The organism is Pseudomonas sp. S2_F03 (genome assembly GCF_054668335.1).
The window spans coordinates 4285714-4300182 of sequence record NZ_CP162759.1 but is presented as its reverse complement, the minus strand read 5'-3'; the positions used below and the strand labels follow the sequence as shown (position 1 = coordinate 4300182).

Genomic DNA, 14469 nt, shown 5'->3' with positions numbered 1-14469 from the left:
CCCGCCTCCCTGCTCCTCGCCCTGCTTGAGCGAAACAAATCCTTCAATCTCTTGAACCGCGCGCCCTGCCTTTGACGCAAAGTTGTCGTGTTACGCCTGTAACTTAGTAAATCAGAGCGCCAGAGACTCGGCTCGTGTTCAGACGAGCGGTGAAATCACCTTGCAAACCGTCAATAAGCGATTGCCAGGAAAGACTTTGCGGCGCAATGATCAAGGCAGCGTAAATCTCTGCAAGGGTCTAGATTCATAGTGTTCCCATTCACTTTTCCGGGCTGGAAAGGGGCCGCCCGCGACGCGTCTTGATGTGCGAATGTTTCCTTCATCCAAGGGAAAACAGAGCCTGTATGGAAGGAGAAATTGATGCCTTACCAACCGAATGATCTGCTAAGCCGTCATTTTGAAGAAAGCGGCCACGACCTCACCAGCAAGGTCGAAGAACAGCTCAACCTGGTTTCACCCAACAGTCCCAACCTCCCCATTTACCGCGACATGATCCTGACCGTGCTGCGCATGGCCCAGGAAGATCACAACCGCTGGAATGCCAAGATCACCCTTCAAGCCCTGCGCGAACTGGAGCACGCCTTTCGTGTTCTCGAGCAGTTCCGGGGTCGGCGTAAAGTCACCGTGTTTGGCTCCGCCCGAACACCGATCGAACACCCGCTGTATGGTTTGGCCCGAGAACTGGGGGCGGCGCTGGCGCGCTCCGACCTGATGGTGATCACGGGTGCTGGCGGCGGCATCATGGCGGCCGCTCACGAAGGGGCCGGCAGGGAGCACAGCCTGGGATTCAACATCACCCTGCCCTTCGAACAGCATGCCAATCCCACCGTGCAAGGCACTGCCAATCTGCTGCCCTTCCACTTCTTTACCCGCAAGCTGTTCTTCGTCAAAGAAGCCGATGCGCTAGTCCTGTGCCCAGGTGGTTTCGGCACCCTGGATGAGGCGCTGGAAGTACTGACATTGATTCAAACCGGTAAAAGCCCTTTGGTGCCGGTGGTACTGCTGGATGCGCCGGGCGGCAAGTTCTGGCAAGGCGCGCTGGACTTCATTCACCATCAATTGGAGGAAAACCGCTACATCCTGCCGACCGACATGAAGCTCGTGAGCCTGGTCTACAGCGCCGAAGAGGCGGTGGAACAGATCAACCAGTTCTACAGCAACTTCCATTCCAGTCGCTGGCTGAAGCGTCAGTTCGTGATTCGCATGAATCACAGGCTCAGCGAGCAAGCGCTCGAACACATGCAGAAGGCCTTTGCCGACTTGTGCCTGAGCGATCGTTTTCATCAGCATGCCTACAACGAAGAGGAACACGACGAAGCACAGTTCAGCCACCTGGCGCGACTGGCCTTCAATTTCAACGCGCGTGATCATGGCCGTCTGCGCGAACTGGTGGATTACATCAACCTGCCGGAAAACCGGGCTCAGCCCAAACCCCAGACACAACAACTCACGCGCAAACCTTCCAAGGTGACGTAAGGCAAAAAAAATGGCCCGCTATCGAAATAGCGGGCCATTTTTTATCAATCATCCATTCCCCGGCCACTGAACAAGCGACCGATCATCTCCATGGAGTATCCCCGATAACTCAGGAAGCGCCCCTGCTTGGCACGCTCCCGAGCGTCTATAGGAAGATGCCCGGAAAATTTACGCCGCCAGGTATCCTCCAGTTGCTCCTGCCAGTTGATACCACTCTCGCGCAACGCCAGTTCGATATCGACTCGTTGCAGACCGCGCTGGCTCAGCTCCTCGCGAATACGTAAAGGGCCATAGCCCGAACGGGCACGGTAGGAAACAAAGCTTTCGAGGTAACGGGATTCAGACAGCAGGCCCTCTTCCGTCAAGCGGTCGAGTGCTGTGTCGATCATTTCAGGGAGGGCGCCGCGCTGACGCAGTTTACGCGTCAGCTCGACTCGACCGTGCTCGCGTCGTGCGAGCAGGTCCATTGCGGTTCGCCGCACCGCGACGAGTGTATCGAGTACGGCGGTCATCGGATCAATCAGATATCAGCATCAGCCAGGTCATCAGCAGTCTCTTTGACTGGCGATGCTTTGACGTCCGGCGCCGGGGTCAGCAGTTTGTCACGCAGCTGCTTCTCGAGCTTCGCGGCGATTTCCGGATTGTCTGCCAGGAACTTGGCCGAGTTGGCCTTGCCCTGACCGATCTTGGTGCCTTCATAGGCATACCAGGCACCGGACTTCTCGACGAAACCGTGCAGCACGCCCAGGTCGATCATCTCGCCATTGAGGTAGATGCCTTTGCCGTAAAGAATCTGGAACTCGGCCTGACGGAACGGCGAAGCCACTTTGTTCTTCACGACCTTGACGCGGGTTTCGCTACCGACGACTTCATCACCTTCTTTCACCGCGCCAGTACGACGGATGTCCAGACGAACCGAAGCGTAGAACTTCAGCGCGTTACCACCAGTGGTGGTTTCCGGGCTACCGAACATCACGCCGATCTTCATACGGATCTGGTTGATGAAGATCACCAGGCAGTTGGCGTTCTTGATGTTACCGGTGATTTTACGCAGCGCCTGGGACATCAGACGGGCTTGCAGGCCGACGTGCATGTCGCCCATTTCGCCTTCGATTTCTGCCTTTGGCACCAGTGCCGCCACGGAGTCGACGATGATCACGTCAACCGCGTTGGAACGCACCAGCATGTCGGTGATTTCCAGGGCCTGTTCGCCGGTGTCCGGCTGGGAAACCAGCAGGTCGTCGACGTTGACGCCCAGTTTGCCGGCGTACTCAGGATCGAGCGCGTGTTCGGCATCGACGAATGCGCAGGTCGCGCCAGCTTTTTGAGCCTGGGCGATCACGGACAGTGTCAGTGTGGTTTTACCGGAGGATTCAGGACCGTAGATTTCAACGATACGACCTTTTGGCAGACCGCCAATACCGAGCGCGATGTCCAGACCCAGAGAGCCAGTGGAGATGGATGGGATCGCCTGACGGTCCTGATCGCCCATACGCATTACGGCACCCTTGCCGAATTGACGTTCGATCTGACCCAGGGCCGCAGCCAAGGCTTTCTTCTTGTTGTCGTCCATTAAAGTCCTCACGTAATCAATAAGGCCTGACGGCCAACACCTGTATAAGTAGCCAGTATTATTCCACAGCGATTCAGGATCGCCTACCCCTGATTTGAGATTTCTGCGGCGGCATGGCGCAGCAGCCCCTCTAGCGCGGCCTTCACCGTTTGTCGGCGGACCTCATCGCGGTTTCCAGGGAAGTGCTGCACCTCGCTGAACACCTGCTCACCGACGCCCCAGGCCAGCCAGACCGTGCCCACCGGCTTGCTTGCAGAACCGCCATCCGGTCCGGCCACGCCGCTGACCGCCACGGCAAAATGCGCCCGGCTTTTTTCCTGGGCGCCGCGAACCATCGCCTCGACCACCTCCCGACTGACCGCCCCCACCGTCAAAAACAACTCCACCGGCACATTCAATTGCTGGGTTTTCTGCCGATTGGAGTAGGTGACATAACCGGCCTCGAACCAGGCCGAACTCCCCGGAATACGAGTGATTGCCTCCGAGATGCCGCCACCGGTACAGGACTCGGCAGCCGTGACGTGAGCATTGAGCACCTGCAAGCGTCTGCCCAGTTCTGCGGCCAGTTGGGTAATTTCTTTCACGGTCATCTCCTGAGCGAGCGCAAGCGGAATGAGCACTACCGTACACGAGCATATCGCGCTTGCAAGGCGCAGGATCAATCAAAATGTGAGGGGACCAAGGCTCTGATACAGGCCTGACAAGCCTGCAAGGCAGTCAGTGCGCGACCGCCGGTGTTGATTGATTCAAACCGAGGGTTTGCAAAACACCGCCCTCGCCCGCGCCCACAGTTGCAGGCGATCCTGCAGGCCGTTCAACCCGCCATTGATGCGCCGGGTGATGCTGTTGAATTGGTCGTGATCAGCCAGTTCGTTAAGGCCGTTTTGCTCCCAGAACCAGGCGGCCGACCCGGCTGCCCATTGGGGCTTTTCCAGCAGCTCAGGGATGAACAGCAAACGATCATCGCCGAACAGTCCGAGACTGCATTGGCGGTAGTTGTCGCGGCCGGTGATCTGGATCAGGCCTCGACCCCGGTATTTTTGACCGTCGCCGTCAAGCGCGGGGGTGTTGCCCAAACGAGCGGCCAACGTGCCGGTGTCGTATTTGCTCAGGTACTGCTCACTGCCGAACTCACGTACATATTGCAGTTGCCCGGACTCATGCCCGACTTGGGCGAGAAAGGCAGCGATGCGTTTCGGGGTATTGATGTTGAAGCGGGACATGGCGGTGTTGAGGGCCGAAATGAAAACGCCCGCTTGGGTGCCGGCGTTGGGCATGATCTCTTGAAGGAGGTGTTGCGTAACATTCATGGTGGCACCCAATGACAGGATAAAAATCGAGGTTGTTCATTCGTCACCGGCACGAATCGGGAACGGCGCGTTATGACCGGACATCCAGACACGTCGCCTCGTTCGAACAGCGATGCAGGATCACTGTTTATCCGAGTGAGAGTCGCGCGGTGGCACTTCGCAAACCCCGATCCGCTTGGCGGCCCAGCGCTCATAAAGCCCGATGGCGACATCCGCCCCGGCCATCGCGGTGAGGCATCCAAAAGCTCCCGCCGCCCAGATTGACACGCCCGCGGCGTACAGCAGCATGAATGCCGAGACCCTGCAAATCATGCAGGCCCCGGAGCGCAAGGCCAGGCGCCGCAGCAGTGACCAGCCGCGAGCGCCGTCCTTGTCGGCGCGCCACATTTCGCCAGACACCCCGCCCACCAGGGCGAGGACGATGACGAGCCAGATCGGCATGTCCAGCAACGCTTGCTGCTCGATTGTCATGTCACGCCTCCTGGTGTGATTGATGAGTAAGAAGTGGGGCTTTGAAACGGTGTCTCTTGAGGTGCCTGACGGTAGGTAGGCATTCCAAAAACGCCCGGTGATTAACGGGCTTTTCAGTAATGCGGTCCTGCGTATTTGAATGGGCCGAGGAGGCGAGTTAGAAGGGCGCTACGGGCCAGTTGATGGTGTATGGATAGTCGGGTTGATTGATGACTTCACTCACAGCCACAAAGTACTGCTTATATGCCAACAGCAGCGCCTGATCAGTTGGGGTGGCAGAACCGATGTCAACTTTGTAGTGCAATGGGTTACTTAGCAGCCAAGTAACCGCTTCGTTGAGCATCTTCATCTTTTGGGCGTCTGCATCGTTGCGCAGTTCTTGCTCCGTTGGCTTGGTAAAAGTCCAGACGCCGTTCATATACAAAACGCGATAAGACAACCCGATATCAGTGACACCTGTCACGTCGACCCATTGAAACCATGGAAAAGAGTCAGCAGGCTGACCTTGATCGGTTTCCAGCAACTGAGAGACCATTCCAAATTCGATTTTTGCGTAGAGGGACATATTCAAACTCCTTGATTTTCATATTCAGCAAATGCTGATCGCTTCTGCATCCCTGCTTGCGTGAATACAGCCGCTTCACGCACTCGCCCGGTGTGGCGATGTCAGTAATGCGGTCCTGCGTTGATCTTTCGGCGCTACTGGCGCGGTACGGATCCATTCCTATAGTTTTTCCGACCGCGGTCCCTGCCCGCCGGATCACTGCTTGTGGTGCTTTACGCTGCACACCCGGGCCAGTTGCCAACCCTCTGAACCGTTGAGGCCGGTTCATCGCTGCCTTTGTGGTGGAACTAAAGAGCTTCGTTTCGAGCTGCTTTGTTGAGCGGCTTGAGACAAAGAATATGCACGGATGCATATACAGTCAATGCACAAATGCATTTATTTATGCGTTTTAAATGCACTGCCGCATGAGAACCCCACAAACGAAGGCTCAGGCGGTATTTGACAGGCGAAAAAACCCCCTCGATGGCGGGTTTTATTTGAAGGTGGCGAGGTTAGCGGGCGTACATGCCCCACCAGAAAACGTGGCCGAGGATGACGATCTGTTCTTCCTGGATTTCCTGAAAGGTGTAGTCCTCGTCCGGATGCTCATCGCGATTGAAGCTGCGCAGGCGAATGCCGGTCGGCAGGCGATATAGCTGTTTCACCCGCAGCTGACCATTATGGTTGATCGCATAAAGGTCGCCATCCACGATGTCGCCGATCCCGCACTTGCCCGCGTTCACCCCAACGGTTGCGCCATCGCGCAGCACCGGCAACATGCTGTTGCCACGCACCGTTACGCATTTTGCCTGGTCGAATTGCACGCCGTTGTGGCGCAAGCTGCGCTTTCCGAAGCGCAGGCTAGAGCGCTCACTCTCTTCGATGACGAATCTTCCTGATCCAGCAGCCAATTCAACCTCGCGAAGAAAGGGAACCGACACCTCGTCATCATCGACGGGCGTATCGTCGTCCCACAGACTTATGTCCTTGAGTTCGGAATGCGATTGATCGCGTCCGGTATTGACGGTCGCCGACACGTCCGTACGCCCGCGCAACTGATCGGTGCTCACAACGAAGTACTCGGCGATCTTCGAGATGTGTTTATCCGAGGGATCGACGATCTTCCCGCTGAGGATCCGCGAGAGAGTGGATTGAGGCACGCCGGTACGACGGTGAAGCTCCGTGGGGGAGATCCCGTGCTGATCGAGCAGCGCTCTTAGAACGGTAGAAACATTGCGTTTTTGCATAACGCGCATAGTGCTTGTTCTTTTCACTGAAGACAAATGCTGTTTTGCATAAAACGTGCATATCCTTCGAAAATGCGCCGCCGGCGCCTTCCAGCCTGCGTCGGGCGGACCGCTCATGGTAATCTTGCGCCCGTTGCGATTTTTGTAGATGGATGCTGCATAACGCGCCCCAAATTACCCGCTCCGCTACCACGCCGCTTGGCTTTGAAAAGAAATCAAAAGACATGAAGAAAAATTTAGACATTGAAGTCATGCGCGCGTACGCGATAACGATAACAATCATCGCTCATCTAGGTCTTCTTAATCCTACATGGGATAGCTGGACTGGTTACTTCTGGCTTGGTGGTGGCGTTGATTTGTTTTTTTGCATTTCAGGTTTTTTGATCACTTCATCCCTGCTCCTGTCACTGAGCAGTAAACAATCATTTATTTCATACGCCGGAGAGTTCTGGATCAGGCGCTTGTTCAGGCTATGGCCTGCGGCTCTTCTTTGGGCAACGGTCACGCTGATAATTTCAGAAGTGTTCGATGTTTCTAAAACCTTCGGGCCACAAGAAGATGTAAGGCTTTCCTGGATTTATGGAGTCTTGAACGTAGAGAATATTTACATCTGGGCTTCCCACCTTACAACTAAACCAACCCCTATCTGGCACTACTGGAGCCTTTCGCTTGAAGAGCAGTTTTACCTGGTGCTGCCAATATTGCTTTTTTTCTCTTCCATAAGAAAATATGTCATTGCACTGATGCTGTCCTTCGCCGTCTACCAGTCCACCCATGTTCGACCATGGGGGAACTTCTGTGGTTCATCAGGAGTGACGCGCTGATATACGGATCACTGATCGCTTTTGCCTGGCATTACAGAAGTGCAGCAATAAACAATATCTTTAGCTACGGAAAAAAACTCCATTGGCAGATCGCCTTTGCGGTTGCTTTGCCAATGCCTGTACTGCTATCGAAAATCAGCCTCAGCCCCTACTACATGGGACTCGTCGCTGCGAGTGCCGGCCTGGTAATTTTTATGTGCTCAGCCAACAGAAACTTTACTGGTGATTCCGGGCGAATCAAAAACACGCTGGTTTATATAGGTTCAAGATCATACTCTATTTACCTTATTCATTTTCCGATGTTCGCCATCACACGAGAGCTGTTTTTGAACTTCGAATTTCCGAACTAACAACCGAGCCAGCTAAAGTCATCGCAACCGCTATTGCCATGACGGCTACTTTGTTGCTGTCGGAAGTATCATTCAAGTTTGTAGAAACGCCGTTGCGCAATTTCGGCCGACGCCGCTCGCAACTCTGGCTTGAAAGGAAACATGAAAGCTCAATCGCCTCAAGCGCCATCTAGACAAGACAATGCCTACGCCACGATGACGGCGCGCTACCCGCGCCCGAGGGAAACCGTCATCGATGAGCCTCCGACAATGGCGAATAAATCCCTGTACTATTAGATGTTTGACCATTGTCATATCGACAAACAGAGCAAAGCCCTTTGAATATGGACCTCTCCAGCCACACCCCGATGATGCAGCAGTACTGGCGTCTGAAGAACCAGCACCCTGATCAGTTGATGTTCTACCGCATGGGCGACTTCTACGAAATCTTCTATGAAGACGCGAAGAAAGCCGCCAAGTTGCTGGACATCACCCTGACCGCTCGCGGGCAGTCTGCCGGCCAGGCGATTCCGATGTGTGGGATTCCTTACCATGCAGCGGAAGGTTACCTCGCGAAACTAGTCAAGCTTGGCGAGTCGGTGGTGATTTGTGAGCAGGTGGGTGACCCGGCCACCAGCAAAGGGCCGGTGGATCGTCAGGTAGTGCGGATCATCACGCCGGGCACGGTCAGTGATGAAGCGCTGCTGGATGAGCGTCGGGACAATCTGATCGCCGCGGTACTGGGTGACGAGCGTCTGTTCGGCCTTGCTGTACTGGACATCACCAGCGGCAATTTTACGGTGCTGGAAATCAAGGGTTGGGAAAACCTGCTCGCTGAACTGGAGCGGGTCAATCCAGTAGAGCTGATGATCCCGGACGACTGGCCGAAGGACCTGCCAGCGGAAAAACGTCGTGGGGTTCGTCGCCGTGCGCCGTGGGATTTCGAGCGCGACTCGGCGTTGAAAAGTCTTTGCCAGCAGTTCTCGACCCAGGACCTTAAAGGCTTTGGCTGCGAGAACCTGACCCTGGCCATCGGCGCCGCCGGTTGTCTGCTCAGCTACGCCAAGGAAACCCAGCGCACCGCCCTGCCGCACTTGCGCAGCCTGCGCCATGAGCGCCTGGATGACACCGTGGTGCTGGACGGCGCAAGCCGTCGCAACCTGGAACTGGACACCAACCTGGCCGGTGGCCGCGACAACACCCTGCAATCGGTGGTCGATCGTTGCCAGACCGCCATGGGCAGCCGTTTGCTGACCCGCTGGCTGAATCGTCCGCTGCGGGATCTGACCGTATTGCTGGCGCGCCAGACCTCGATCACGTGCCTGCTCGACGGCTACCGCTTTGAAAAGCTGCAACCGCAGCTCAAGGAAATCGGCGACATCGAGCGGATTCTGGCGCGGATCGGCTTGCGCAACGCCCGCCCTCGCGACCTCGCTCGTCTGCGCGATGCACTGGGCGCTTTGCCTGAGTTGCAAGTGGCGATGACCGAGCTGGAAGCACCGCACATCATTCAACTGGCCAAGACCACCAGCACCTACCCGGAACTGGCGGCGCTGCTGGAAAAAGCCATCATCGACAACCCGCCTGCGGTGATCCGTGACGGCGGCGTGTTGAAGACCGGTTACGACAGCGAACTCGACGATCTGCAATCGCTCAGCGAAAACGCCGGGCAGTTCCTGATTGATCTGGAAGCACGCGAGAAAGCCCGCACCGGCCTGTCGCACCTGAAGGTCGGTTACAACCGCATTCACGGCTACTTCATTGAACTGCCAAGCAAGCAAGCCGAATCCGCGCCGGCCGACTACATCCGTCGCCAGACGCTCAAAGGTGCCGAGCGTTTCATTACCCCGGAACTCAAGGCGTTCGAGGACAAGGCGCTGTCGGCCAAGAGCCGTGCCCTGGCCCGCGAGAAAATGCTTTACGAAGCGCTGCTCGAAGACCTGATCGCCCAATTGCCACCGCTGCAGGACACCGCCGCTGCGCTGGCCGAACTGGACGTACTGAGCAACCTGGCCGAACGAGCGCTGAACCTCGACCTGAACTGCCCGCGTTTCGTCGACGAGCCCTGCATGCGCATCACCCAGGGTCGTCACCCGGTGGTCGAGCAAGTGCTGAGCACGCCGTTCGTGGCCAACGACCTGAGCCTCGACGACAACACGCGGATGCTGGTGATCACCGGTCCGAACATGGGCGGTAAATCCACCTACATGCGTCAGACCGCGCTGATCGTGTTGCTGGCGCACATCGGCAGCTTCGTGCCGGCGGCCAGTTGTGAACTGTCGCTGGTGGACCGGATCTTCACCCGGATCGGCTCCAGTGATGACCTGGCGGGCGGGCGTTCGACCTTCATGGTCGAAATGAGCGAAACCGCGAACATTCTGCACAACGCCACAGAGCGCAGCCTGGTGCTGATGGACGAAGTCGGTCGCGGCACCAGCACCTTTGACGGTCTGTCCCTGGCGTGGGCTGCGGCCGAACGCCTGGCGCATCTGCGGGCTTATACGCTGTTCGCCACCCACTACTTCGAGCTGACGGTGCTACCGGAGGCGCAACCGCTGGTGGCCAACGTGCACCTTAATGCCACCGAGCACAACGAACGCATCGTGTTCCTGCACCACGTGCTGCCAGGGCCTGCCAGCCAGAGCTACGGCCTTGCGGTTGCGCAGTTGGCCGGTGTGCCGAGCGAAGTGATCGTGCGCGCTCGCGAACACCTGGGCCGGCTGGAAGCGACCGCCTTGCCTCATGAAGTTCCCAAGACTGCCAAAGGCAAACCGGCCGCGCCGCAACAGAGCGACATGTTCGCCAGCCTGCCGCATCCGGTGCTGGATGATCTGGCCAAACTTGATTTGGACGACATGACACCGCGTCGCGCGCTCGAAATGCTCTATACACTAAAGACACGGATCTAACGCACTTGCCTGCAAGCTGTTAGAATCTCGCGCGGTTTGGGATGCTGCTGGCTTATAGCCTGACCAGCAGACTATCGCTCCCAAACCTGGCGACCCCAACGTGAAGGGGCTCCGCTGCCGCCGCCTGAGGAGAAAATTAGAAATGACCTTCGTCGTCACCGACAACTGCATCAAGTGCAAGTACACCGACTGCGTAGAAGTCTGTCCGGTGGACTGCTTTTACGAAGGCCCGAATTTCCTGGTGATTCACCCGGATGAGTGCATCGACTGCGCACTGTGCGAACCCGAATGCCCTGCCGTGGCCATCTTCTCCGAAGATGAAGTCCCGGAAGACATGCAGCAATTTATTCAGCTGAACGTTGAGCTGGCGGAAATCTGGCCCAACATCACCGAGAAGAAAGAATCGTTGCCCGATGCCGAAGAGTGGGATGGCGTCAAAGGCAAGATCAAAGATCTCGAACGCTGATTACCCCCGCGTTCTCGAAAAGGCCCCTCGTGGGCCTTTTTGCTTTTCTGCAGGCAAAAAAAGGGGCGGTTTGACCCGCCCACATTTTTTCCCTATTCCCTGTGTTCCTTTTCATCGTCCTGATGAATCGCTTCCTGCGATGTCCTTTCCCTCATCCTGAAGGGTGTGTCTCGTCCGTCGACACAGTTCAGATACTAGAGAAATCCCTACCAAGAGCAATCACCCCCGTTAGCTGAAACTGGCTGTCACACGCTATTAATCTTAAAAAATAACCATATAAATCAATCAGTTAATCATCTCTCACGTAGGAATATGTACGACTGCTACTCATTGAATTAGCGAACACTTACGAAAGAGTAAGCAAACACTTACAGCGAGAGACTACAAACCAGAGATGATGCCGGAGGGAACTCGCAACTATCTCCGAGGCAATAAAAAACCCCGAACCAGTCGGGGTCTTTCAATGCCAGCCAGCAAATTGCTTATTGAAACAGCGACTCACTCGACAGACCATTCTTCTCGAGAATCTCCCGAAGACGCTTCAGGCCTTCAACCTGAATCTGTCTGACCCGCTCCCGGGTCAGGCCAATCTCCAGGCCTACATCTTCAAGCGTGCTGCTCTCGTGACCGCGCAGGCCGAAGCGGCGTATCACCACTTCACGCTGCTTGTCGGTCAGCTCCGAGAGCCATTGATCGATGCTCTGGGACAGGTCGTCATCCTGCAACAGTTCACATGGATCGGTTGGACGGTCATCGGTAAGGGTGTCCAGCAGGGTTTTATCCGAATCCGGACCCAGCGAGACGTCGACCGAAGAAACCCGCTCGTTCAGGCCGAGCATGCGCTTGACCTCTCCCACTGGCTTTTCCAGCAGGTTGGCAATTTCTTCGGGCGAGGGTTCGTGATCGAGTTTTTGCGTCAGCTCCCGTGCAGCCCGCAGGTACACGTTGAGCTCTTTGACCACATGAATCGGCAACCGGATGGTCCGGGTCTGATTCATGATCGCGCGTTCGATGGTCTGACGAATCCACCAGGTCGCGTAGGTCGAAAAGCGAAAGCCGCGTTCGGGGTCGAACTTCTCTACCGCCCGGATAAGCCCGAGGTTGCCCTCTTCGATCAGGTCCAGCAGCGACAGGCCACGATTGACGTAACGCCGGGCGATTTTCACCACCAGCCGCAGGTTACTTTCAATCATGCGTTTGCGCCCAGCCGGATCTCCACTTTGCGACAAGCGCGCAAAATGAACTTCTTCTTCGGGGGACAGCAGAGGGGAAAAGCCAATCTCATTGAGGTACAGCTGCGTGGCATCGAGCGCACGTGTGTAGTCAATGTACTTGTGCTGCTTTAGCGAAGCGGAGTGTTTGGATTTGGCACGAACGGAAGGTGGAGCTGCCCCTTCATCATTCGACATCGAATCCGTCCCGATGCCGGTCTCCATCAGGAGAACCTCATCGTCGATGTCAAACTCCGGCACTTCTTTACTGAGAGCCATTGTTATAGTCCTTTGGTGAGTTCGACCTCAGGCTCAAGCGGCGCCTTTATCCTTGGCAACGCTGGAACCTGTTCCCTCTACGCGACGGAACAGGCTGGAAAGCGATCAACGACGCGGCAGGAATTGCAGCGGATCTACAGGTTTACCTTGTCGGCGAATCTCAAAATGCAGCTTCACCCGGTCTGTACCCGTTGACCCCATTTCGGCAATTGTCTGTCCGACCTTGACCTGCTGCCCCTCCCGAACCAACAGCCTGCGGTTATGTCCGTAGGCACTGACGTAGGTATCGCTGTGTTTGATGATGACTAATTCGCCGTAGCCCCTTAAGCCACTCCCGGCGTATACCACCGTCCCATCAGACGCAGCTAAAACAGGCTGTCCCAAATCCCCGGCGATATCAATTCCTTTATTCAAACTGCCGTTTGAAGAGAATTTTCCAATGAGAATGCCATTAGATGGCCATCCCCAGCCGGTCGGGGCCGGTCCCGCAGGCGGCAATGGAGCGGGTGCCGGCTTGCTGGCGACGGACGGTGCAACCACCGTTGTCGTCGTAGTTGCGCCATTCGCCTGGCGTCGGATTATCGTGGTTTTACTCGACGACGAAGGCGCCGAATCGGATGGGTTGGTCACCGCTGTCGGCGTTGATCCGGTGCGACCATCGAAGCGAATTATCTGACCCGGATGGATCGTGTAGGGCGTAGGAATGTTGTTCCGTGCGGCGAGGGCTTTGTAGTCCCAGCCGTAGCGAAAAGCGATCGAGAACAGGGTGTCTTTTGGCCGAACGACATACTGACCCGTGGTCACTGCCGGACGTTGGGGCGTAGCGTTATTGCGATCGACGACACCGACGCTACTCGATTTGGTGCTGGAGCAACCGACCAGCAAGGTGCTCAAGACAAGGCCAGTCACCAGGCGCTGAAAGCTCGTTGTACTCATACGCTGCGCAATGACTGTGAGACTCACCCGCCGCTCCCTATGTGGTGGCTGAAATTGTGGTTTGCCGTGTCCCGGCTCGAGATGTCGCAAGTATAACGGGCCGAACAGGCTTTACCTTTAATGAAGCGAAATCGCGACGCGCACACGTTTGCTGACTGACGATAAATACCGTTTAACCAATCGATGCCGCTGTAAGACACGGCCAATCGAAGAGAATTCAGCGCGCCAAAAACAAATGCTCAGGCCAGTGGCCCGTTGAGCAATGGCACGAAACGCACCGCCCCCAAAACCCGCCGGGAAAAGCCTTGTTCTTCGCGAATGATCAGCATCAGCTGTTGCACCTCGCCGGAGCCGACCGGGATCACCAGCCGCCCACCCGGTGCCAACTGATCGAGCAACGCCTGAGGCACATCGGTGGCCACTGCCGTGACGATGATGCCGTTGTAAGGCGCCAGCGCTGGCCAGCCCTCCCAGCCATCGCCCCACCGAAACACCACGTTGCGCAGGTTCAGCTCCACCAGGCGCTCCTTGGCCCGGTCCTGCAAAATCTTGATGCGCTCAACGGAAAACACCCGCTCGACCAACTGCGACAGCACCGCTGTCTGGTAGCCCGAGCCCGTGCCGATTTCCATCACCTTGTCCAAGGGACCTGCCTCCAGCAGCAACTCACTCATGCGAGCCACCATGTAGGGCTGGGAAATGGTCTGGTTGTGCCCGATAGGCAATGCCGTGTCTTCGTAAGCGCGATGGGCCAGCGCTTCATCGACAAACAGGTGACGCGGTGTACGACGGATGACTTCCAGCACCTTGGCATTGGAAACACCTTCTTCATACAGACGCTGAATCAGGCGCTCGCGGGTCCGTTGAGAGGTCATCCCGATGCCGCGACGCAGC

Annotated in this window: 15 protein-coding genes; 5 read left to right on the top strand and 10 right to left on the bottom strand. The window is 56.5% G+C overall.

All coding sequences use genetic code 11. The features are described 5' to 3' along the window. Nucleotides 1–360 precede the first annotated feature (360 nt). Complete coding sequence (locus tag AB4N76_RS20025; RefSeq protein WP_460163428.1) at nt 361–1476, top strand: LOG family protein; 1116 nt, start codon at nt 361–363, stop codon at nt 1474–1476. A 44-nt stretch (nt 1477–1520) separates the two neighbouring features. Here AB4N76_RS20025 and recX read toward each other — a convergent pair whose 3' ends face one another. The 7 genes from recX to AB4N76_RS19990 all read right to left on the bottom strand — a co-directional run bounded on the left by recX (nt 1521) and on the right by AB4N76_RS19990 (nt 6621). Beyond that, entirely contained in the window at nt 1521–1988 is a 468-nt protein-coding gene (gene recX, locus AB4N76_RS20020; protein WP_046029246.1) for a recombination regulator RecX, read from the bottom strand. A gap of 8 nt (nt 1989–1996) precedes the next feature. Beyond that, nucleotides 1997–3049, bottom strand: a complete 1053-nt coding sequence (recA, locus tag AB4N76_RS20015; RefSeq protein WP_046029245.1) for a recombinase RecA — start codon at nt 3047–3049, stop codon at nt 1997–1999. An 83-nt stretch (nt 3050–3132) separates the two neighbouring features. Beyond that, complete coding sequence (locus tag AB4N76_RS20010) at nt 3133–3633, bottom strand: CinA family protein (RefSeq protein ID WP_077432172.1); 501 nt, start codon at nt 3631–3633, stop codon at nt 3133–3135. Between the two features lie 162 nt (nt 3634–3795). Then, nucleotides 3796–4359 (bottom strand): glycoside hydrolase family 19 protein, encoded by a 564-nt coding sequence (locus AB4N76_RS20005; RefSeq protein ID WP_460163427.1) that lies wholly within the window; start codon nt 4357–4359, stop codon nt 3796–3798. Nucleotides 4360–4479: 120 nt separating this feature from the next. After that, nucleotides 4480–4830: a phage holin family protein gene (locus AB4N76_RS20000; protein ID WP_460163426.1), complete on the bottom strand. Its 351-nt coding sequence runs from the start codon at nt 4828–4830 to the stop codon at nt 4480–4482. Nucleotides 4831–4987: 157 nt separating this feature from the next. Beyond that, nucleotides 4988–5395 carry a tail fiber assembly protein gene (locus tag AB4N76_RS19995; protein ID WP_046029240.1) on the bottom strand — a complete coding sequence of 136 codons (408 nt, stop codon included), beginning with the start codon at nt 5393–5395 and terminating at the stop codon, nt 4988–4990. A gap of 491 nt (nt 5396–5886) precedes the next feature. Next, nucleotides 5887–6621, bottom strand: a complete 735-nt coding sequence (locus AB4N76_RS19990) for a LexA family transcriptional regulator (protein WP_046029632.1) — start codon at nt 6619–6621, stop codon at nt 5887–5889. A gap of 152 nt (nt 6622–6773) precedes the next feature. Between AB4N76_RS19990 and AB4N76_RS19985 the strand changes: the two genes are divergently transcribed. The 4 genes from AB4N76_RS19985 (at nt 6774) to fdxA (ending at nt 11149) form a co-directional block, all read left to right on the top strand. Further along, on the top strand, nt 6774–7445 hold the full coding sequence (locus AB4N76_RS19985) for an acyltransferase family protein (protein WP_460163425.1): 672 nt from the start codon (nt 6774–6776) through the stop codon (nt 7443–7445). Then, a complete protein-coding gene (locus tag AB4N76_RS19980; protein WP_460164673.1) occupies nt 7406–7795 on the top strand; it encodes a hypothetical protein in 390 nt (129 codons plus the stop codon). Before AB4N76_RS19985 ends, AB4N76_RS19980 begins: the two co-directional genes overlap by 40 nt. 323 nt (nt 7796–8118) lie before the next feature. After that, entirely contained in the window at nt 8119–10683 is a 2565-nt protein-coding gene (mutS, locus tag AB4N76_RS19975; RefSeq protein ID WP_460164626.1) for a DNA mismatch repair protein MutS, read from the top strand. 142 nt (nt 10684–10825) lie between these two features. Continuing rightward, the gene (gene fdxA / locus AB4N76_RS19970; RefSeq protein WP_008154011.1) at nt 10826–11149 is read left to right on the top strand and encodes a ferredoxin FdxA; all 324 of its coding nucleotides are present in this window, start codon (nt 10826–10828) and stop codon (nt 11147–11149) included. Nucleotides 11150–11631: 482 nt separating this feature from the next. Here fdxA and rpoS read toward each other — a convergent pair whose 3' ends face one another. The 3 genes from rpoS to AB4N76_RS19955 all read right to left on the bottom strand — a co-directional run bounded on the left by rpoS (nt 11632) and on the right by AB4N76_RS19955 (nt 14450). Continuing rightward, complete coding sequence (gene rpoS / locus AB4N76_RS19965; protein WP_008154012.1) at nt 11632–12639, bottom strand: RNA polymerase sigma factor RpoS; 1008 nt, start codon at nt 12637–12639, stop codon at nt 11632–11634. Between the two features lie 105 nt (nt 12640–12744). Further along, entirely contained in the window at nt 12745–13602 is an 858-nt protein-coding gene (locus tag AB4N76_RS19960) for a peptidoglycan DD-metalloendopeptidase family protein (protein ID WP_460163424.1), read from the bottom strand. A 212-nt stretch (nt 13603–13814) separates the two neighbouring features. Next, entirely contained in the window at nt 13815–14450 is a 636-nt protein-coding gene (locus tag AB4N76_RS19955; protein ID WP_175649021.1) for a protein-L-isoaspartate(D-aspartate) O-methyltransferase, read from the bottom strand. Nucleotides 14451–14469: the final 19 nt, after the last annotated feature.

Excerpts from the sequence above, each read along its gene's own strand:
- AB4N76_RS20000 (WP_460163426.1), bottom strand. The coding sequence starts at position 4,830 with ATGACAATCGAGCAGCAAGCGTTGCTGGACATGCCGATCTGGCTCGTC.
- fdxA (WP_008154011.1), top strand. The coding sequence starts at position 10,826 with ATGACCTTCGTCGTCACCGACAACTGCATCAAGTGCAAGTACACCGAC.
- AB4N76_RS19985 (WP_460163425.1), top strand. The coding sequence starts at position 6,774 with ATGCTGCATAACGCGCCCCAAATTACCCGCTCCGCTACCACGCCGCTT.
- mutS (WP_460164626.1), top strand. The coding sequence starts at position 8,119 with ATGGACCTCTCCAGCCACACCCCGATGATGCAGCAGTACTGGCGTCTG.
- AB4N76_RS19990 (WP_046029632.1), bottom strand. The coding sequence starts at position 6,621 with ATGCAAAAACGCAATGTTTCTACCGTTCTAAGAGCGCTGCTCGATCAG.
- AB4N76_RS19955 (WP_175649021.1), bottom strand. The coding sequence starts at position 14,450 with ATGACCTCTCAACGGACCCGCGAGCGCCTGATTCAGCGTCTGTATGAA.
- recA (WP_046029245.1), bottom strand. The coding sequence starts at position 3,049 with ATGGACGACAACAAGAAGAAAGCCTTGGCTGCGGCCCTGGGTCAGATC.
- rpoS (WP_008154012.1), bottom strand. The coding sequence starts at position 12,639 with ATGGCTCTCAGTAAAGAAGTGCCGGAGTTTGACATCGACGATGAGGTT.
- AB4N76_RS20005 (WP_460163427.1), bottom strand. The coding sequence starts at position 4,359 with ATGAATGTTACGCAACACCTCCTTCAAGAGATCATGCCCAACGCCGGC.
- recX (WP_046029246.1), bottom strand. The coding sequence starts at position 1,988 with ATGACCGCCGTACTCGATACACTCGTCGCGGTGCGGCGAACCGCAATG.
- AB4N76_RS20025 (WP_460163428.1), top strand. The coding sequence starts at position 361 with ATGCCTTACCAACCGAATGATCTGCTAAGCCGTCATTTTGAAGAAAGC.
- AB4N76_RS19980 (WP_460164673.1), top strand. The coding sequence starts at position 7,406 with ATGGGGGAACTTCTGTGGTTCATCAGGAGTGACGCGCTGATATACGGA.
- AB4N76_RS19995 (WP_046029240.1), bottom strand. The coding sequence starts at position 5,395 with ATGTCCCTCTACGCAAAAATCGAATTTGGAATGGTCTCTCAGTTGCTG.